Origin of the sequence: Bifidobacterium cebidarum (assembly GCF_009193305.1) — a bacterium.
GTDB classification, from domain to species: domain Bacteria; phylum Actinomycetota; class Actinomycetes; order Actinomycetales; family Bifidobacteriaceae; genus Bifidobacterium; species Bifidobacterium cebidarum.
This window is the reverse complement of sequence record NZ_WBVS01000008.1, coordinates 1-20,625: the sequence shown is the minus strand read 5'-3', so window position 1 is coordinate 20,625 and position 20,625 is coordinate 1. Positions and strand designations below refer to the sequence as shown.

General features: G+C 56.6%; 18 protein-coding genes and 1 pseudogene. 18 read left to right on the top strand and 1 reads right to left on the bottom strand.

Annotated features, from left to right (window positions below; genetic code table 11):
- The 17 genes from F7D08_RS07825 (at position 1) to F7D08_RS07750 (ending at position 19,225) form a co-directional block, all read left to right on the top strand.
- Positions 1-894, top strand: a complete 894-nt coding sequence (locus F7D08_RS07825) for a sulfite exporter TauE/SafE family protein (protein ID WP_152210089.1) — start codon at positions 1-3, stop codon at positions 892-894.
- A gap of 308 nt (positions 895-1,202) precedes the next feature.
- Positions 1,203-2,591, top strand: a complete 1,389-nt coding sequence (gene glmM, locus F7D08_RS07820; RefSeq protein ID WP_152210088.1) for a phosphoglucosamine mutase — start codon at positions 1,203-1,205, stop codon at positions 2,589-2,591.
- Between the two features lie 36 nt (positions 2,592-2,627).
- Positions 2,628-3,281 (top strand): peptide deformylase, encoded by a 654-nt coding sequence (locus F7D08_RS07815; RefSeq protein WP_152210087.1) that lies wholly within the window; start codon positions 2,628-2,630, stop codon positions 3,279-3,281.
- 293 nt (positions 3,282-3,574) lie between these two features.
- Complete coding sequence (locus F7D08_RS09900; protein ID WP_264371455.1) at positions 3,575-3,706, top strand: hypothetical protein; 132 nt, start codon at positions 3,575-3,577, stop codon at positions 3,704-3,706.
- 253 nt (positions 3,707-3,959) lie between these two features.
- A complete protein-coding gene (prfB, locus tag F7D08_RS07810) occupies positions 3,960-5,084 on the top strand; it encodes a peptide chain release factor 2 (protein WP_152210086.1) in 1,125 nt (374 codons plus the stop codon).
- Between the two features lie 90 nt (positions 5,085-5,174).
- On the top strand, positions 5,175-6,386 hold the full coding sequence (gene ftsE, locus F7D08_RS07805) for a cell division ATP-binding protein FtsE (RefSeq protein WP_152210085.1): 1,212 nt from the start codon (positions 5,175-5,177) through the stop codon (positions 6,384-6,386).
- Between the two features lie 6 nt (positions 6,387-6,392).
- A complete protein-coding gene (gene ftsX, locus F7D08_RS07800) occupies positions 6,393-7,316 on the top strand; it encodes a permease-like cell division protein FtsX (protein ID WP_152210084.1) in 924 nt (307 codons plus the stop codon).
- A gap of 79 nt (positions 7,317-7,395) precedes the next feature.
- On the top strand, positions 7,396-8,742 hold the full coding sequence (locus tag F7D08_RS07795) for a CHAP domain-containing protein (RefSeq protein ID WP_152210083.1): 1,347 nt from the start codon (positions 7,396-7,398) through the stop codon (positions 8,740-8,742).
- Positions 8,743-8,849: 107 nt separating this feature from the next.
- On the top strand, positions 8,850-9,326 hold the full coding sequence (smpB, locus tag F7D08_RS07790; protein WP_152210082.1) for an SsrA-binding protein SmpB: 477 nt from the start codon (positions 8,850-8,852) through the stop codon (positions 9,324-9,326).
- Between the two features lie 207 nt (positions 9,327-9,533).
- Complete coding sequence (locus F7D08_RS07785) at positions 9,534-10,487, top strand: ABC transporter substrate-binding protein (RefSeq protein WP_193316248.1); 954 nt, start codon at positions 9,534-9,536, stop codon at positions 10,485-10,487.
- 141 nt (positions 10,488-10,628) lie between these two features.
- On the top strand, positions 10,629-11,573 hold the full coding sequence (locus tag F7D08_RS07780) for an ABC transporter substrate-binding protein (protein ID WP_152210080.1): 945 nt from the start codon (positions 10,629-10,631) through the stop codon (positions 11,571-11,573).
- Between the two features lie 166 nt (positions 11,574-11,739).
- Positions 11,740-12,723, top strand: coding sequence for an amino acid ABC transporter permease (locus F7D08_RS07775; RefSeq protein ID WP_152210079.1), 984 nt, complete (start codon positions 11,740-11,742; stop codon positions 12,721-12,723).
- 19 nt (positions 12,724-12,742) lie between these two features.
- The gene (locus F7D08_RS07770) at positions 12,743-13,540 is read left to right on the top strand and encodes an amino acid ABC transporter ATP-binding protein (protein WP_152210078.1); all 798 of its coding nucleotides are present in this window, start codon (positions 12,743-12,745) and stop codon (positions 13,538-13,540) included.
- A gap of 312 nt (positions 13,541-13,852) precedes the next feature.
- Positions 13,853-15,202, top strand: a complete 1,350-nt coding sequence (locus F7D08_RS07765) for a hypothetical protein (protein WP_152210077.1) — start codon at positions 13,853-13,855, stop codon at positions 15,200-15,202.
- Positions 15,203-15,204: 2 nt separating this feature from the next.
- Positions 15,205-16,353, top strand: a complete 1,149-nt coding sequence (locus F7D08_RS07760) for a hypothetical protein (protein ID WP_152210076.1) — start codon at positions 15,205-15,207, stop codon at positions 16,351-16,353.
- A 120-nt stretch (positions 16,354-16,473) separates the two neighbouring features.
- Positions 16,474-18,366, top strand: coding sequence for a glutamine--fructose-6-phosphate transaminase (isomerizing) (glmS, locus tag F7D08_RS07755; RefSeq protein ID WP_152210075.1), 1,893 nt, complete (start codon positions 16,474-16,476; stop codon positions 18,364-18,366).
- Positions 18,367-18,499: 133 nt separating this feature from the next.
- On the top strand, positions 18,500-19,225 hold the full coding sequence (locus tag F7D08_RS07750; protein ID WP_193316247.1) for a pseudouridine synthase: 726 nt from the start codon (positions 18,500-18,502) through the stop codon (positions 19,223-19,225).
- Here F7D08_RS07750 and F7D08_RS07745 read toward each other — a convergent pair.
- Positions 19,218-20,204 (bottom strand): LacI family DNA-binding transcriptional regulator, encoded by a 987-nt coding sequence (locus F7D08_RS07745; RefSeq protein ID WP_193316253.1) that lies wholly within the window; start codon positions 20,202-20,204, stop codon positions 19,218-19,220. The genes F7D08_RS07750 and F7D08_RS07745 overlap by 8 nt on opposite strands.
- Positions 20,205-20,444: 240 nt before the next feature.
- Here F7D08_RS07745 and F7D08_RS07740 point away from each other — a divergent pair.
- A pseudogene (locus F7D08_RS07740) lies at positions 20,445-20,625 on the top strand (carbohydrate ABC transporter permease); the annotation flags it as partial.

The window sequence follows — 20,625 nt, the reverse complement described above, 5'->3', positions numbered from 1 at the left end:
ATGATTGCGGGTTTTTCCATACTCTCACTGCTGCTGATTCTGCTAGCCGGCGTTGGCGCCGGATTCGTAGGATATGCAGTCGGCGCATCCTCTCTGGTCTCCTACCCGGCGCTGCTCGCCTTCGGCATTCCGCCGGTGCTTGCTAACGCTTCGAACACCGTCGGTGTGGTCGGCACCGGAATCGGTGGCGTGATGGGCGCGCATCGCGAGCTCGAAGGCCAGACCCTGCGCGTCATCACCTATGTGGCCATCGGCGCCATCGGCGGTGTGATCGGCGCGTATCTGCTCTTGGAGCTCGATCCCAAGGTATTCGAGTTCGCGGCTCCTGCGCTGATTCTGTTCAGTTCGCTCATCATCGCCGTCAATCCGCGCGGGCGTATGCAAGCCAAACAGGCCGCCGCCGATGCCGCGGCTCAACTGAATCACATCAATGCCGCCGAACAAGCCACAGCATCGAAACCGGTTGCCGAACAGCACAAGGCCGAAGACCGTGCGGCCAAACTCTCGATCGACCAGCCGGTGCAGCCGATGAACAAAGACTCATGGTGGGTGTGGATCGGCGTGTGGGCCGTGGCAATCTACTCCGGTTATTTTGGCGCCGGTGCAGGCACGTGTGCGCTCGCCGTGCTCGACGCTGCCAAAATCGGTCCGTTCCATAAAATCAACGCGTTGAAAACCCTGATTGGTACCGGTGCGAATATCACCGCATCCGTCGTGTTCATCGTGCGTGGCGCAGTCGACTGGCCGGCCGCCATCATGCTGTGCATCGGCTGCTTCATCGGCGGCTACATCGCTCCGCCCATCACCCGCAAGATTCCTGCGAATATCATGCGTGCCGCTGCCGTGATCGCCGGCATCGTGCTCACCATTGATTTGGCGATGAAGACCTACTAAAGAACATCCGCGTCCCGAAATACGGGCTCAAATGGACGATTCGGGCAATTCGAAGCATCAAATAGGATGTTGAGGACGCTCAAAACGTCCATTTGACACGCTGAATTGTCGGGAACGTCCATTCCGGACCGCAAATTTGGTGGAATCAGCGGGCATGAGGCAGGAGGCTCACAGTCAGGCGACGGCAAATGCAACCGAATTGAGCAGTAATACGCGAATCAGTATGACATCGTGCGCCCCGCCGATTACCATGGTGCACGTTATAGAACGAGACGGCTGAAAGCCGCTCAAGTGAAGGATGCAATAGTATGCCGAAGATGTTTGGAACCGATGGTGTTCGAGGACTTGCCAACAAGGATTTGACCGCACGTCTGGCCCTTGATCTGGGAGATGCCGCCGTGCGTGTGCTGGGCGATGCCGGCACGAAGGACGATCAGCCTGAAGGCCGCCGCCGCGCGCTTGTGGGCCGCGACACTCGCGTTTCCGGTGATTTCCTGGCATCGGCACTGTCTGCAGGCATGTCCGCAGGCGGCTTCGACGTAATCGACGCCGGCATCATCCCCACCCCGGGTGTGGCCTACCTGACCAGCGTGCTCAACGTGGAAATGGGCGCCGTGATTTCCGCATCCCATAACCCGATGCCTGACAACGGCATCAAGTTCTTCGCCCGTGGCGGCTTCAAGCTTCCCGATCAGAAGGAAGACGAGATCGAGGCTGTGCTCGGCCAGGATTGGGAGCGTCCGACCGGAGCTGGCGTGGGCCGCGTGAGCCACGACCAGACCACCGCCACCAACCTGTACATCGATCACCTGGTTTCCACCATCGCTCCGCTCAACGACGATCAGACCCAGCCGAAGCCGCTGAAGGGCCTGAAGATCGTGGCTGACTGCGCCAATGGCGCCACCTCCGTGGTGGCTCCTGAGGCTCTGCGCCGCGCTGGTGCGGATGTGATTGTGATCAACGCATCCCCGGACGGTTACAACATCAACAAGAACGCCGGCTCCACCCACCCCGAACAGCTGCAGGCCATGGTCAAGGCCACCGATGCCGTGATGGGTGTGGCCTTCGATGGCGACGCCGACCGTTGCCTGGCTGTGGACGAAGACGGCAACATGGTCAACGGCGATCAGATTATGGGCATCCTGGCCCGTGCCAAGAAGCGCGAGGGCAAGCTCAACCACGACACGCTCGTCGTCACCGTGATGAGCAACCTCGGCCTGAAGCTTGCCCTGAAAGACATGGGCATCAAGACCGTGGAGACTTCCGTGGGCGATCGCTACGTGCTCGAGGAAATGCTCAAGGGCGACTACTCGCTCGGCGGCGAACAGTCCGGCCACGTGATCAACCGCGAATTCGCCACCACCGGCGACGGCACCCTGACTGCACTGACCCTGTGCAACGAGGTCGTCAAGTCCGGCAAGAGCTTGAAGGAGCTCGCTGCCGACTTCCCGCAGCTGCCGCAGACTCTGATCAACGTGCCGAACGTGGATAAGAAGGCCGCCTCCACCAACAAGCGCATTCAGGATGCCGTGGCCCACGAGGAGGAGCTGCTCGGCGATTCCGGCCGTGTGCTGCTGCGTCCGTCCGGCACCGAACCGCTGGTGCGCGTGATGGCCGAGGCCGCCACCCAGGCCTACGCCGACGAGGTGTGCACCCGCCTGGCCAAGATCGTTGCCGAAGAGCTCGCCCTGAAGTAGTCCCTCCCGCACAGGAACGCCCACAAAGGAACCTCAATGTTTGGAAAGAACACCAAAGTCGACCTTGAGCTCAATCGCATTGTTGAGCAACTCATCAAAACCGGCGGCAAGGAGAAGATCCTGCCGATCGTGCAGGCTGGTGAGCCGGTGCTGCGCCAGCAGACCATGGCCTACAATGGCCAGCTTTCCAAGCGCACGTTGGCCAAACTCATCGATACGATGCGTACCACAATGCTCGAAGCCCCGGGCGTAGGCCTGGCGGCCACCCAGATTGGTCTTGGCCTGGCACTCGCCGTGGTCGAAGACCATGTGCGCGACGATGAGGATGATCCTCGTGAGATCGCCGAATTCCCCTTCCATGCGATCATCAATCCGAAGTACACGCCTGCAGGAGATGCGACGGCATCCTTCTATGAAGGGTGTCTGAGCTTCGACGGCTATCAGGCCGTGCGCAAGCGTTGGCTCGACATCACTGCCGAATGGGACGATGAAGACGGCAAGCACCATACCGAAAAGCTGCATGGCTGGCCTGCGCGCATCTTCCAGCACGAAACCGATCATCTGAGCGGCGAGCTCTATATCGATCGCGCTGAGATCAGGTCGTTGACCACGTACGAAAACCTCGAAGACTACTGGTGCAACGATCCGGTGCCTACCGAGGCCGCCGAAGAGCTCGGTTTCGCACTGTAAACCGATTCGCCTCACTCCAACGTCACCGTGATCGCCATGACTGTAGGTTTTTCAACGTTGACTGTAGGAATTTGAACGTTGACTGTAGGTTTTTCAACGTTTTTCGTCCAAATTCCTACAGTCAGTGTCAAAAAACCTACAGTCAAGGGTGAAGGGGATGCCGGCACGGAGTTGTGCGCGACTGAGGTCGTGAATACTTTGTACCTCTGTACGCAAAGCCGCACAAATATGCGTTGATAGGGCGATGTTGGGTTTCTTTACAGGTCTGAGGATTCGTCTATACTTCTGACCTCGTGAGTGAGTATCAGGACAGCCGTCAGCAGCGTGAGAACCGCCGCCGCACCATGGTGCGCGTGGTGTGCGTTGTCATAGCTGTGGCCAGGCTTGGCTCCCTGGTCATCCCGGCAATCTACGCCGGACTTTGACGCTGCCTGTGCGCATTCGTGTCTGCGGTTTGCACGTCCTGTTGCAAGTTGTAACACTTCCGAATTGCGCGGTCAGCGAAACATCATGAGCATCACTGGCCGATGCCGGACGATTACTAACATTCAGGCAATTACCGCGACAAGAAGTCGGCAATCGGCATTAATGCAGGATCCAGCGACGGAATGTGCACAGGCTGTCAACAAGGACGTGGCACTAAGGAACTTTCAAGAATACACAGTAAGGTAAAACACGATGGCAGAATTTGACTTTACCCAGGCAATCGGCGAGGCCCGTGCCAAGTATGATTCCATCGCCAAGGCGCTGGACGTGGACCGACTCAAGGCCGAAATCAAGGAACTCGAGGCTCAGGCTGCGGCTCCAGGTCTGTGGGACGATCCTGAAAACGCCCAGAAGGTGACCAGCAAGCTTTCCGCTACTGAGTCCCAGCTCAAGCGACTGAACTCCGCATCCCAGCGCATCGACGATGTGGAGACGCTTGTGGAGCTCGGTCGCGAGGAAGGCGATCAGGATTCCCTCGATGACGCCCAGAACGAAATCGGTGAGATTCAGAAGGATCTCGACCAGATGGAGATTCAGACCCTGCTCGACGGCGAATACGACGAGCGTTCCGCCGTGGTGACCATTCGCTCCGGCGCTGGCGGTGTGGATGCCGCCGATTTCGCCCAGATGCTGCTGCGCATGTACCTACGCTACTGCGAGCGTAACGGATTCAAGGCCAAGGTGATGGACACCTCCTACGCCGAAGAGGCCGGCATCAAGTCCGCCACCTTCCAGGTGGATGCCCCGTACGCATACGGTCGCCTTTCCGTGGAGGGCGGCACCCACCGTCTGGTGCGCATCTCCCCGTTCGATAACCAGGGCCGCCGCCAGACCAGCTTCGCTGCGGTCGAAGTGGTGCCACTGGTCGAGGCCACCGATCACATCGACATTCCGGATACCGATATCCGCGTGGACACCTACTGCTCCTCCGGCCCCGGCGGCCAGGGTGTGAACACCACCTACTCCGCTGTGCGCATCACCCATTTGCCCACCGGCATCGTGGTTACCATGCAGGATGAGCGCTCCCAGATTCAGAACCGTGCCTCCGCCATGGCCGTGCTCCAGTCCCGACTGCTGGTGCTGCGCCACGAGGAAGAAGCCAAAAAGAAGAAGGAGCTCGCCGGCGACATCAAGGCCAGCTGGGGCGACCAGATGCGCTCCTACGTGCTGCACCCGTATCAGATGGTCAAGGATCTTCGCACCGGTTACGAAACCAGCCAGACGCAGGCCGTGTTCGACGGCGATATCAACGGCTTCATCGAAGCCGGTATCCGCTGGCGCCACGAGCAGCGTCGTCAGGCCGAATCCGAGGAGTAACGGCTGGCTGAGGGCTTGGGCCTGCAGGTCTGCGTACTTTGTTTACACACACCACCCACCAAAAACACAATCTGACAAAAGGAAACGGATATGGCATTGATCTCATTGGACAAAGTGTCCAAGATCTACCCCAAGGGTACGCGTCCGGCACTTGACAATATCGATCTTGATATTGAACGCGGTGATTTCGTGTTTTTGGTGGGCGCGTCTGGCTCCGGCAAAACCACGCTGCTCAGCCTGCTGCTGCGCGAAGAGGAAGCCACCAGCGGTGAGATCCGCGTGGCGGGCAACGATCTGCGCCGCATCTCCAACCGTCAGGTGCCGCAGTATCGTCGTTCCTTGGGCTTCGTGTTCCAGGACTACAAGCTGCTGAACAACAAGACGGTGTGGGAGAATGTGGCGTTCGCGCTCGAGGTGATCGGCACCCGCCGCTCGACCATCAAGTCGTTGGTCCCCAAGGTGCTTGATACGGTTGGCTTGACCGGTAAGGAAAAGAATTATCCGCATGAGCTCTCCGGTGGTGAGCAGCAGCGCGTGGCTATCGCCCGCGCGTATGTGAACCATCCGCAGATTCTGCTGGCCGATGAGCCCACCGGCAACCTTGACCCGACCACGTCGCTGGGCATTATGGAGGTGTTGGACTCCATCAACCGTACCGGTACCACCGTGGTGATGGCTACGCATAACGAGGAGATCGTCAATTCCATGCGCAAGCGCGTGGTGGAACTCCACAATGGCAAAATCGTGCGTGACGAAGCCCATGGTTCCTATGATTCCGCGCTGTTCTTCCCGGATGCCGAAGTCGAAGCTCGCTCGGACAAGGCCAACCATATCGCCGTGCCGGCTCGTGCCGCGATCGAAGTAGGCGAGGGCCAGTCTGAAGGTATTGCTCGTCTGGCCAATTCCGTGCATTCCGGACGCACCGGCCGCTATGGCGAGACGTTCGCTCCCATTGAAGACACGTTGACCTGGGGCAAGGGACTGCCGCTCGACGAGCAGGCCGCTGCGTTGGAGGAAACGCAGGCGTTCGACCCATTGAAGGATACGGCTGATGAGGCGATGCCTCCTGCCGATGCCCGTGACGATTCCCGATTCGCGCCTCCCCGCGTACCCGCGCCATCATCACCGTCGGACTCCACCGAAGTCGCCGGTCAAACTGCAACGCATGTGCACAGTGCTGAGACTGGAAGTTCGACAGCCGAGGCCTCTCCGCTTGCTCCTCCTCCGGCGCCGCCCGCGCCCCCTATGCCGCCTGCACCATCCGACGAACAGAACGCTGACGCTGACAAGAAGGGGGAGTAGCTAGCTATGCGTGCGCAATTCATTTTGTCTGAAACCTGGACCAATCTGAGACGAAACCTGGCCATGTTGCTTTCGCTGATGTTGGTCACGTTCATCTCATTCCTGTTCATCGGCGCATCGGTGCTGACCCAGGCGCAGATCACCAAGGCCAAAGGCGATTGGTATGACAAGGTCGAGGTCGTGGTCTGGCTGTGCCCGGACGGCACCAGTCAGTCCGCTAACTGCGCCTCGGGCAAGTCGCCTTCCGCCCAGGAGATCACCGATCTGCAGAAGACCATTCGCGACGAGCTCAATGACGTAGTGGCCAAAATCGATTACGTCAGCAAGCAGGATTTCTATAACAACACGTTCACCAAGCAGTATCCGAACGGCGAATTCCAGGGGCGCACCCTGACCGCCGATGACATGCAGGATTCGTTGTGGCTGAAGCTCAAGGATCCCACCAAATACCAGGTGGTGGCCGAAGTGCTTTCCGGTAAGGAAGGCGTGGAGGACGTGACCGATCAGCGGCAGATCTTCGACCCGGTCTTCGCCGTGCTGAACCGTGCCACCGCAGTTACGGCGGTGCTGGCAGGCGTGATGGTATTGGTCGCCATTCTGCTAACCGGAACCACGATTCGTATGTCCGCAGCATCAAGACGCACGGAAACCGAGATCATGCGCTATGTGGGCGCCTCCAACTGGACCATTCGATTGCCGTTCATCCTAGAGGGCGCCATCGCATCCCTGTTGGGGTCTGTGCTCTCCTGCCTGATGCTTTCGATGATCGTGCGTGTGTTCATCACCGGTTGGTTGGCCCAGTCCGTCACTTGGATTCCATATGTGAATCAACTTACAGTACTGATGATCTCGCCGTTCCTGGTGCTAGGCGCGATATTGCTGTCGGTTATTGCCTCCACCATCTCGCTGAGGCGTTATCTGAGAGCGTAAGTTTGCCGGAGTGCCACTGGCATTCTCAGATTCGCATGTTATGGTGTGCACTTGTATGGCAAGAAAGGATCATTCGTCCATGAATAAGACGACGAACACAATAAAGCCCGCATTGGCAGCGTTGACTGCGGGCGTGTGCTGCGTGGCCGGATTTGTGCTGGCTCCCGTGCAGCCCGCCGAGGCGAACACCTATTCCAATCTGGTCAATGCGCAGAACCAGCATGCGGCATCCGTGGCGCGAGAGGCACAGTTGAAAGCGCAGTTGGCCGGTGTCAGCACTGAGCTTGCCAACAAGATCGTCGAGCTCGACGATCTGACCAACAACAAGATCGTCGCCGCTCAGGATAAGGTCACACAGGCCAATGCCGATGCGGCTACGGCCCAGGAGGAAGCCGAGGCGGCGGCGCAGCGCCTCGAGGCTGCGCAGAAGGACAAGGAAAACCTCGAAAAGCAGATCGAGCAGACCGGCAAAGACTATGACGATGCTCATGCCGCCGTCGCCCAGATTGCCCGAGACAGCATGCATGGCTCGAATACGTCCGAGGTCATGAGCGTGGTCACCGGTGCCAGCAGCACGCAGGACTTCGTGAATTCCATGCAGTCCCGCGATGCATTGTCTCGCAATGAGGCCAACGCCGCATCGTCGGCCGCGAGCAATCTCAACACATCCAAAAACCGTGGAGAGCGTCTTGCCGCCATCGAGAAGCAGATCGCCACGCTGAAAACCCAGGCCGATCAGAAGTCTGCCGCGGCACAGACCGCTGCCGAAAACGCGCAGAATGAACGTGACGCTCTTGAACAGCTGCGTCAGGAAGGCGAGCAGCGCCGCAACGAGTTGACCTCCATGGTCTCCGACTTGAAGGATCAGCAGGCAGCTCAGGCAGCGCAGAGCGTGCTGCTGGCGTCACGAGTGGATTCCTATAACCAGCAGTATATTCAGGAACAGGCTGCTGCTGGTGGCCAGGTAAGCAATGGGCAGCAGCAAAGCAGCGGCGGCACTGTTTCTGGCGGCAGTACCGGTGGCACTGTTTCTGGCGGCGGCAGCAGTTCTGCGGGTAGTAGCACCGGCCAAGGCACATCCAATGGCGATGTTGGCAATATGTATGTTGCCGGTCAGTGCACATGGTACGCATACAACCGACGCAAGGCGATGGGTATTGGCACCCCTTCCTACCTTCATAACGGTGGCGAATGGTATCTCAATGCGCCTCGATATGGTCTGCGTGTGGATCACGTTCCTCAGGTGGGTGCAGCATTGTCCTTCCCGCCAGGGGTCGCAGGTGCAGACGGCACATATGGCCATGTGGCTGTGGTGGAAGCGGTATCAGGCAACACGGTGACGATCTCTGAGATGAATGTCATGGGCCCATTTGTTGTGAGTTCGCGCGTCCTGTCAAATGCCAGTGCTTACTGGTACGTGCACTGACGCCCATACTGCGCGTATGACCCCTTCCATTGACATGGAGGGGGTCATACGCTTTATTTGCTTACGCGTCAATCAACAAACGACATAAGGTAATGAGAGGAGGGATCATGGCCAAGGAAACCGGCGAAAAACTCATTGTGCAGAATAAGAAGGCGCGGCATGACTACGCCATCGAAGACAAGTACGAGGCGGGAATCGCATTGACCGGCACTGAAGTGAAGTCGCTTCGTGAAGGTCGCGCCTCGCTGTCCGAGGCGTTCATATCCATTGACCGCCGAGGCGAGATGTGGCTGGAAGGAGCCAATATCCCCGAATACCTGAACGGTACGTGGAACAACCATGCGCCGAAGCGCAAGCGCAAACTGTTGCTGCATCGTCAGCAGATCACCAAACTGTCCCGGGGCATCGAAGCCAAAGGATACACGATTGTGCCGTTGAGTCTGTATTTCAAAGACGGTCGGGTCAAGGCTTCCATCGCACTGGCTCGAGGCAAGAAGGAATTCGACAAACGCCAGGCGTTGCGCGAGGAGCAGGACAAGCGCGAAGCATTGCGTGCGATGCGTTACGCCAATATGCGTCACTGAATACTACGGGCGTCGCGCTGAACGCTGGAGTGGCTCTTCTCAATGATTATCGAGAAGAGCCTTTTTGTAGATGATGACACCGCCAAGATGTCCATAACGTGAGCATTATCTCGCAATATTAACCGCTCTGTAGCATTGCAAACCTACGCTCTGGAGCCAACTGGGAAATATACCCGCCCGGTTGACTATACGGAGAGAGGAAATCCAATGTCTTTAAGCAAGGGAATGCAATCTGTGGCCGCTGCTACGTTGAGCGCGGCAATGCTTATCGCTATGGCTGCCTGTGGCACCAGTGACAATGCCGGCAATGCTTCGGCAAGCGCTGATTCCGGTTCGTCCAGCAATTCGAGCACCAAAGGTTTCGATACCAGCAGCATCAAGAAAGATGATGCCATCGCCGCTTTGCTGCCTGATTCGGTAGCGGGCGACGGTACGCTTACTGTCGGTACTGATACCTCGTATGCTCCGGCTGAATTCCTGGCTGAGGATGGCAAGACTCCGGTCGGCTTCGATGTCGATTTGTCCAAGGCTCTGGCTGCTGTGTTCGGTCTGAAAGAGAAGACCGTCTCCTCGACATTTGATTCGATTATTCCGTCCGTCGGCTCCAAATACGACATCGGTATCTCGTCGTTCACCGTGACCAAGGAACGCTTGGATGCCGTTGATTTCGTTACGTACTTCAAGGCCGGCTCCACGTGGGTGACCAAGAAGGGCAATCCCGACAAGGTGGATACCGCCAACCTGTGCGGCGTCAAGGTGGCTGTGCAGACCGGCACCACCCAGGAGGAGGAAATCAACGCCGCCAACGATCAGTGCAAGGCTGACGGCAAGCCTGAAATCGACATCCAGTCCTCCAAGTTGCAGACCGATGTGACCACGGCAGTGGCTTCCGGCAAGGCGTCCATCTTCTATGCCGATTCTCCGGTGGCCGGTTATGCCATCGAACAGACCGGCGATACACTGGCTGCTTTGGGCGATGACACCGGTGTGACTCCTGAGGCCGTGGCCATCAAGAAAGGTGATTCCGCCACCGCCGAGGCCGTGCAGAAGGCCATCCAGAAGCTGATGGATGACGGCACCTATAAGAAGATCCTCGATACGTGGGGTGTCTCCTCCGGCGCTGTCGACAAGGCTGAAATCAACCCCGCTGTATCGGAATGATACAGACGGGTGATATGGTGTCAGGGTTCTGTATCGCGCCAACCAAATTGTATATGTATGCACGTTAGTGTATAACTATACTTAATGATTGATGACGGCCGGCCGATCAATGCCGGCCGCCCAAGAGAAGAAGAGAAAGATATGCAGTTCAAGAAGCTGAAGACCCTCGCAGCTGCCGCTCTGAGCGCGGCAATGTTGTTCACCGCTGCCGCCTGCGGCACCACCGATGAAGCCACTTCCGGCTCTGGTTCCGATTCCGGTTCCGGTGAGGCCAAGACCATCACCAGCTATGATGTGAGCTCCGTCAAGAAGGATGACGCTATCGCCGCGCTGCTGCCGGAATCCGTCACCAAGGATAACAAGCTCACCATCGGCACCAACCCGTCTTACGCTCCGGCTGAGTTCCTGGATGCTGACGGTAAGACCCAGATCGGCTATGATATGGATCTGGCTCATGCTCTGGGCAACGTGTTCGGCCTCAAGACCGAGATCGTCTCCTCCAACTTCGATACCATCATCCCGGCCATCGGCTCCAAATACGATCTGGGCATCGCGGCATTCACCATCACCAAGGAACGTATGGAATCGGTTGATTTCGTCTCCTACTTCACCTCCGGTATGGCCTATGCGGTGGCCAAGGGCAACCCGAACAAGGTTGACGCCAACGATCTGTGCGGTCTGAACGTCGCCGTGGAAACCGGCACTGTGGAAGAGGATGCCATCAACGAAACCGCCAAGCAGTGCAAGGCGGACGGCAAGAAGGACATCACCATCCAGTCCTCCAAGCAGCAGACCGATGCTACCACCGCTGTGGTGACCGGCAAGGCCGATGTGTTCTTCGCCGACTCCCCGGTGGTCGGCTACGCCATCGCGCAGACTGACGGCCAGCTCGAGCAGCTCGGCAAGGACTTCGATTCCGTGCCGAACGCCATCGCCATCAAGAAGGGTGACGCTGGCACCACCGAGGCTGTGCAGAAGGCCATGCAGAAGCTGATGGATGACGGCACCTACAGCAAGATCCTGCAGCACTGGGGTGTCGAATCCGGTGCGCTGACCAAGGCCGAAGTCAACCCTGACGTTGAGTGATTGATAAGCGGTTCGCTAGCTGAGGTGGTTCACTCGGCATAACCGCTACACGAATGGGACGCTTATGTTGCACGTCGTAACACAGGCGCCCCATTCATGCGTTAAGGTGCAACGTTAGTTCTTATGGTCGTATGCAGCGACCTCAATACACACAAGGAAATCAACAATGGCGAAAAAAGTAGTTGACGGCGAAGGATTGGATATCCCTAACCGCATCAAGGCTCTGCCGGTGAAGCGTCCGGGCCCGATTGTTGCCGCGGTGATTGTGGCGCTGCTCGCCGCAATGCTCATCCAAGGCATGATCACCAATCCGCGACTGGATTGGCCCACGGTCTGGAAATATCTGTTCAACGAGAATGTGCTTGAAGGCATTCGCTACACGCTTGAGCTCACCGTAATCTCCATGGTGGTGGCCATCATCCTCTCCGTGATCCTGGCCATCATGCGCAAATCCATCAACCCCGTGCTGCGCGGCGTCAGCTGGTTCTTCATCTGGTTCTTCCGTGGCACCCCTGTATACACGCAGCTGATTTTCTGGGGTCTGTTCTCCGTGCTGATTCCCAAGCTCAGCCTTGGCATTCCGTTCACCTCAGTGGAATTCTGGAGCATCGACTCCAATGTGGTGGTCACCGCGTTCAACGCCGCATGGATTGGTTTGGCGCTCAACGAAGCCGCCTACCTGTCCGAGATCGTGCGTGCCGGTCTTGAGGCCGTTGACCCCGGCCAGACCGAAGCCGCAGAGGCCTTGGGCATGAACCGTACGCTGATCATGCGCCGTATCGTGCTGCCTCAGGCCATGCGCATCATCATCCCACCCACCGGCAACGAGACCATCGGCATGTTGAAGACCACCTCTTTGGTCACCGCCGTGCCGTTCACGTTGGAACTGCAGTTCGCCACCAACGCCATCGCCAATCGCATCTACAAGCCGATTCCGCTGCTTTTGGTGGCCTGCTTCTGGTACCTGCTGATCACTTCCATTCTGATGGTGTTCCAGTCCCGCTTGGAAAAGCACTTCGGCAAGGGTTTCGACGCACGTGCCATGGGCACTCGTGGCAAGCAGCCGCCGCTGCCGGGTAAAACCGAAGGCGAACCTAAGGATGATGTGAACAAGCTCAACGAAGCCGCATTCACCGGCATGACCGCGTGAGCAGGAAGGCGAATCGATTATGACTGAAACTCTTCATAGCTCCGCTGTTGTTCCCGCCATCAAGGCCACGCAGGTGCATAAGGCCTTCGGTACGTTGCACGTGCTCAAAGGCGTTGACCTGACCGTAATGCCCGGCACGGTGACCGTGATCCTCGGCCCCTCGGGTTCCGGCAAGTCCACGTTCCTGCGCCTGATCAACCAGCTGGAAACCCTGACCGGCGGTTCCATTGAAGTCAATGGAGAGCTCATCGGCTACAAGCATGTCGAGAAGAACGGGCAGGACATGCTGCAGACCTTGAATGACAAGGAAATCGCCGCGCAGCGTTCCAAACTGGGTATGGTGTTCCAGCGCTTCAACCTGTTCCCGCATATGACCGCTATCGAAAACGTGATGGAGGCGCCGGTGCATGTGCAGCACAAGTCCAAGAAGGAGGCTCATGATCTGGCAGTCGCTGAGCTGGAACGCGTGGGTCTGGGCGAGCGACTCGATTATTACCCGTCCCAGCTGTCCGGCGGTCAGCAGCAGCGTGTGGCCATCGCCCGTGCACTGGCCATGAAACCAGAAATCATGCTGTTTGACGAGCCGACCTCCGCGCTCGACCCTGAGTTGGTGGGTGAAGTGCTGAGCGTCATGCGTTCCCTGGCCAAGGAAGGCATGACGATGGTGTGCGTGACCCATGAGATCGGATTCGCACGCGAAGTTGCTGATCAGGTGGTGTTCATGGATGGGGGAGTCGTCGTGGAAAAGGGCGGCCCCGAAATCATCGACAACCCCACCGAGCCGCGCTTCAAGGACTTCTTGCAGCACGTGTTGTAGTCCGTAGGGATGCTGTTGTCTTTGCTCCCTCTGGCGGGCCGAGTCGTCAAGCGGATAGACCTGTGGGCTATCCGTAGGCAAGGTGCCTGACGGTAGTCAGACCAGTGTATTGCGGACGTAGTCTGTCAGCAATTACAGGATGAGCTGCCAGTGAAGCTAATACATTTTTCTATATGCCGCAGTTCTCGATAACTGCGGCATTGTTATTGCGGCTGCCATATCACTGTGGCACCGTATGATGAGTGAACAATACTGGTTTCTGTTCAATGGTGCGGGACCTCGTATATGCGGTGTGGCACGGATGGAGAACGTATGAGCGAGAAGAAACGAGTAAGGGCGTCGAAGGGGGCTGCGAGTTCATGGTGGAATCGAACGGTTTCGCCCATAGTCTTGATGCTCACAGTATTGTGTGTAGCCTTACCATGTGTAGTTCCTGTCCATCTTGCGGCCGCGAATGAGACAGCGGAAGAGCGTCATTATTTGGGACAAGTGGTCAATGCTGGCAAAGATGATGGCTATGCAAAAGATGATGCAATAACGGCTGACGATCCTCATTTCGGATGGACTTTGGGTGACTTTTTCGTCGAAGGATTCACATCTATTGCGGACAAGGACTCCAAAGTTCCTGTGCTGCTCAAAAATGCAGGAGATGAAGTATCCTTATGGTTCAACTTGTCTCAAGATATCAACAAACTCAATGGTGATGACAAGCTCTCAATCGCACAAGATGAGAACGGATACGATGAACGACTTGGCATTGAGAAGATGGATTTCAAACGAGGAACGTTGATCGTCCGCTACACGGATTATCAGAATAAACAGCATAAGCCGGTTATCTATACGGATTTTCTTACGGCACGAGCGGAAAAAGGCGCTGATACAAAAATCGACCTTTTTGAAGAAGGCGATTATGAGGTGGCGTTGGACTATGAGATAAGCAATGCACGCATTCGCGCTTTTGGAAAGAATCTGCTGCCCAGATACACCGATTACCGTATTGCATTCCGTTTCTCGGTACGGAACGGTAACAGCATGGTGTTCCCATTTGATGTGAAAACCGGGGATGAATTAGCGAATACGGCGTTCACTGAGAATGGGTTTGTATTGGATTTTGCCAAATCACGATATCTAGATATCAATGTCAAATATGCGGCAGCGCATGAGACCGCCGATGATGTGACTGAGGACGTTCGATATAATCGTCCAGCCAAAGATGGCAATCGATACGTTGACGAAGGCATTTACATCATTACGGCTAGGAACCGGTATACCGACCAGACAACGGTGAAGAAGATCTACGTGGGTACGAATGACGTGCTCAAGGCCTATACCGCTACCGGATTACCTGTGAAAACAATAAAAGCGCAATTGTCTCGAGGGCTTGTCGTGGCACGAGACGGATCTTTGGTTTCTCCGGAAGAGTTGATTCGGGAAAACCACAATAGCGCTGCCGACCATAATGATTCTGCTGATACGCAAGCGAACGACACTCAAATAGACGCCGCAAGTGAGAATACTTCGGATACCAATCAACGCTCCACAATCTTGGTGAGTGTCGGTGCTCTTGCCGCGCTGATGATAGTTGTCGCTGGATTCATATGTTTCAGATTGAAAAGACAACGGCATCATGTGAAAGCCATCGATAGCGGCAAGGAGCATTGACGATGAAGCGATTAATCGCTGGCATTTTGACATCCGCGCTGTTGCTCATCAGTTGTGGATGCACGTCCCCGTCAGTCGAGCAGACTGCAGGCGCTTCTTCCTCCAAAGAAGCCAACAGTCAAACATCGTCTCAGCCGCGATTTTCCTCGCTGAATGATGATGCTTTGCAACAGTATGTAGAGGATGATCTTTACGCATCGTTGGAAGGGAAATTCGCTAGCGATGACTATGTCATCGACAATATTGCAACGTCATATGTTTCCAAAGAATATTTGGAAGAGATAACCTACAATTCTCGATCGAATGTATTCTTTGGATATTCTCTGGACGAGCTTGACAAACAATTTCACGGTCAACGATATGTCTTCACAGTTGACAACAACAGGACTGTTGTACGTTCTTTCGAGCAATACGATGATACATTCAATACTGTCATGCGCAATGTCGCGGTTGGTTCAGGAATCATTCTTGTATTTGCCGCAGTGACTATGGCCACTTCCGGTAGCGGAGGCGCCTTGGCTACGGTCAATATAATCGCTGCGGCATCGGCGAAAACCGGAACCGAATTTGCGCTATCTTCAGCTGTACTGGAGAGCGCGATTGTCGGAGCCGTGACCGGATATCAAACCGGCGACATGAGACGGGCGATGAAGTCGGCGGCAAAGGCCGGTAGCGAAGGCTTTGCGTGGGGCGCCCTCACCGGTGTGACTTTAGGTGGCGCCAGTAAGGCTATACAGGTCAGTCGCGCTGCTAAAAATGGCATACCTTCCCCTTGGCAGTCTGAACAATATGCCTTGAAGCGGTATCACGGCAAAGGTCAAGTTTCTTATATCGGTGGTGAAGAGGTTACTTACGGTACCAAGGAATCCACACGTCCTGATGTCATCAGAACAGTACGAGGCCACACGGAGGCCATTGAAGTAAAAAACTATGATCTCGAAAACACGGCTAGCGTAGGAGTTTTGCTCAGGGAACTGAAACGACAGGTTACACAGCGTATAAAAGATTTGCCAAAAGGCTCCACGCAACGAATTGTATTGGACACACGGAATCGGCAGTACAGTTCAGTCCTGATAAGCGACATCAAAAAGCAGATTCATCAGGCTTGTGATGCCGCATATCCAGACATTCCCATTGATGTATTGCGGTGAAGCGAAATGCGGATGAAGCATGGTTCGCTGCCTCTGCAAATACAGCACGTTGCGCTGATAATGCGAAAACGTCTGGCTTGGTTCGACTTAGGACATATCCGTCCGCTAGGGTAGTGGACTATGTGTGGAATTGTTGGATATGCAGGAAATGTTGAAACCGCTTGCGGCAAGCCGCTTGAGGTGTGCCTTCAGGGTCTGGCCCGTCTTGAATATCGCGGTTATGACTCAGCCGGTGTGGCGCTGAGCGCGCCGGGCATGGATAAGGTGGCCGTGCGCAAGAAGGCCGGCCGCTTGAAGAACCTGGTCGAAGACATTGAGCGCAAGCCAATGCCATTGGCCACGGTGGGCATCGGCCACACCCGTTGGGCCACCAACGGCGAGCCGAGCGACGTGAATGCCCACCCGCACACCAGCATGGATGGTAAGGTCGCCATCATCCACAATGGCATCATTGAAAACGCCTCCCAGCTGCGCCTCGATCTGCAGGCCGAAGGCTACCGTTTCGCTTCCGCCACCGATACCGAAGTGGCCGCCAAACTGCTGGGCAAGATCGTCGATAAGGTCATCGAGGAAGACGGTCACCCGGACCTGTTCAAGGCGATGCGTCGCATGGCTCGCATGCTCGACGGTGCATTCACCATTCTTGCCACCGACTGCCGTCAGCCCGATATCATGGTCGGCGCTCGCCATGATTCCCCGCTGGTCGTGGGTCTTGGCGAGGATGAGAACTTCCTCGGCTCGGACGTGGCTGCCTTCGTGGCTTATACGAAACGCGCCATGGAAATCGATCAGGACCAGGCTGTGTGCGTGTCCGCCAACTCCGTGGTCGTGACCGATTTCGATGGCAACGTCATCGAGGACCCGAAGACCTACACCGTGGATTGGGATGCTTCCGCAGCGGAAAAGGGCGGCTGGGATTCCTTCATGGACAAGGAAATCCACGAGGATCCGGCTGCCGTGCAGCGCACGCTGCTTGGTCGCTTCGATAAGAACGGCGACATCACCCTTGATGAAGTGCGCATCGACGAACATGACTTCAAGTCCATCGACAAGATCATCGTTGTGGCTTGCGGCACCGCGAGCTATGCCGGCCAGGTGGCCAAGTACGCCATCGAACACTGGGTGCGTATCCCGGTGGAAATCGAGCTGGCGCATGAATTCCGTTACCGCGACCCGATTCTGACCCCGCGTACGTTGGTGGTGGCCATCTCCCAGTCCGGTGAGACGATGGATACTCTGATGGCACTGCGTCATGCCCGCGAGCAAGGCTCCAAGGTGCTGGCCATCTGCAATACGCAGGGCGCTTCCATCCCGCGTGAATCCGATGCCGTGCTCTACACGCACGCTGGCCCGGAAGTGGCTGTGGCCTCCACGAAGGCGTTCGTGGCGCAAATTACCGCCGCTTACCTGTTGGGCCTGTACTTGGCTCAGGTCAAGGGCGCTATGTTCCGCGACGAGATTCATCAGGTGCTGGATTCTCTGAAGGAGATGCCCCGCAAGATCCAGTGGGTGCTCGATACGCAGCCTAAGACCATTCAGGCTGCCGCCGAGCACATGGTGAACGCGAACTCCTTCCTGTTCCTCGGCCGCCATGTGGGCTATCCGGTGGCGCTGGAAGGCGCGTTGAAGCTCAAGGAAATCGCCTACACCTTCACCGAGGGCTTCGCGGCCGGCGAATTGAAGCATGGTCCGATTGCTTTGGTGGATGAAGGCGAGCCGGTTGTGTTCATCGTGCCGCCCGCGCGTGGACGCAATGTGCTGCATGCCAAGGTGATTTCCGGCATCGAGGAAGTCAAGGCCCGTGGTGCCTACATTATTGCGGTGGCCGAGCAGGGCGACCCGGATGTGGAGCGTTACGCGGACGTGGTGTTCTGGCGCCCGGCATGCCCGACGCTGATGAGCCCGCTCGTGGACGTGGTACCGCTGCAGCTCTTCGCCATGGATATGGCCAAGCTCAAGGGCTACGACGTGGACAAGCCGCGCAATCTCGCCAAGTCCGTCACCGTGGAATAAGTCTGACCGCCGGCGGGGTGGGATGCATGTTGTCCGACGCGCTCCGGGCCGCTCTGGCCAGGTCTTTACGGTCTGACAACACGCATCCAACCCCGCCGCCTACCGAAGGAAGCCGGTTAGAGAGGAAGCGCTAATGCCGAGGCCACATCGATTTGTGACTGAGGAGCCGCATATTCCATTTGATTTGGAAGTGCTGTATGAGGATGAGCGGCTTATCGTGATTGATAAGCCGCATTTCCTGGCTACGATGCCGCGCGGCATGTGGTATCGCGAAACTGCCTTGATTCGGCTGCGTGAGCAGTATGGGGAGCCGGATATCATCCCGGCGCATCGTCTGGATCGTATGACAGCCGGCGTACTGGTGTTTGTGCGAGATAAGGCCTGCCGCGGCGCCTATCAGACGCTGTTTCAAAACAAGCATGCGGTCAAGGTGTATGAATGCTTGGCGCCATGCCAACCAATCAGGCGCCCGCGGTTCGGCACGGCGACTCCACTGGAGTCACCGCGCCCATTCCCGTTGCTGCGACGTTCGCATATCACCAAAGTGCGTGGCATTATGACCGCCTATGAAGAACCAGGTCTGGTCAACGCTGAAACGCTGATCGAGCGTGGCCCACTTGTGGCTGATAGGATTTGCCGCTACACACTGCATCCGCGCACCGGCAAAACGCATCAGCTGAGAGTCCACATGAATTCGTTGGGACTGCCCATCGTTGGCGACAATTACTATCCGCGCATCCAGAACCTTCCATACGACGATTTCAGCCAGCCGTTGGCATTGGTCGCGCGCATATTGAGATTCACCGATCCCATCACCGGCGATGTGCGCGAGTATACGTCTCGTATGCCACTCAGCTGATATCGCGCACGGAGCCACGTTCGATGAGCTCGGTGGGAATCACGGTTTTGATGCCGGTCGGCACTTTCTCGCCTTCGCACTGACGGCGAATCATGGAGAAGGCGGTTGCGCCGATATCATCAAAGCGCATGCGCATGGTGGTGAGATTCAGTCGCGGCACCATATCCACCAGTGAATCATCCACGCCCACTACGCTCACATCTTCCGGCACGCGTTTGCCTGCGGATTGCAAGCCAAGAATCGCCCCGTACGCCATCTGATCATTGGCGGCATAAATCGCTGTGCAATCAGGATTGTGGGCCAATGCCACGCCTGCTTGATAGCCGGAATCAGCGCACCAATCGCCGATATACATGCTTGGCACGGGCGCTCCCATCTGCTCCAGGGCCTCACGCCAGCCGCGGGCGCGGGATTCGGCGGCACGGGATGTGGCGGGGCCGGCGATATGGTAGACGGTTTTGTGTCCCTTGCTCATCAAATAGTCCACGATGGCGGTAGAGCAGCCGTATTGATCGGCATCAACGGTGGGGCAATAATCGGCTGCGGCCTCGCAGATGAGCACCACAGGCAATTCCTTCGGTGGCTTGTAACCGATGAAATCAGAGATACGCTCCTCAAGCACTACGATGACGCCGTCCACCGGTTGCTTCTGCATGCGTTCGATTGCCGCAGCCAGGGTTCGCTCGGAGCCGTGGCGCATGGTTTGGATGGTTACGGAGTAATCGTCATCTGCAGCAGAGGAGATGATGGCGTCAAGAATACGGGAGTTGCCGAAGGACGCGGTGTTGAACATCACCACACCGATATCTTGGAATTTGCCGCGCTTCAAAGCACGTGCCGCATAGTTCGGGCGATATCCGAGCTTTTGCATGGCGGCTTCCACACGTTGACGGGTATCTGGTTTGACGGCGTCGCTTCCGTTGGCGACGCGGGATACGGTTTGGGGGGATACTCCTGCCGCTTTAGCGACATCCTGCATGGAAACTTGCGATGCTCTCGACATGGTAACCCCCGGTCGACACTTCAACTACAACTATGCTCTCTCGAATAATGCCATTCATCATCGAACAAGACGGTAACGATAACATCATTGTTTTCGTGACCATTGTATCAAACATGACGAGAATCCCTGAATTAAGACACGAATGGACAATGTGATAAACAGTGTTATGATGATAACGCAAACATTTTTATCAACCTTCGAAGGAGAGGGGTTGGAATGGCTTCAGCTAATATCACTGCTGAACCTGTGAAGGCAGGCGAGGTGCGTGTGAACAAGCATAAGGCGGATTGGCGTGGGTGGAAGTTCATGTGGCCTTTTGCGGTGGTGTTCGTGTTCGTGTTCATCATTCCGATCGTGTATGCGGTCTATATCAGTTTCTTTAAGAAGCAGATGATTG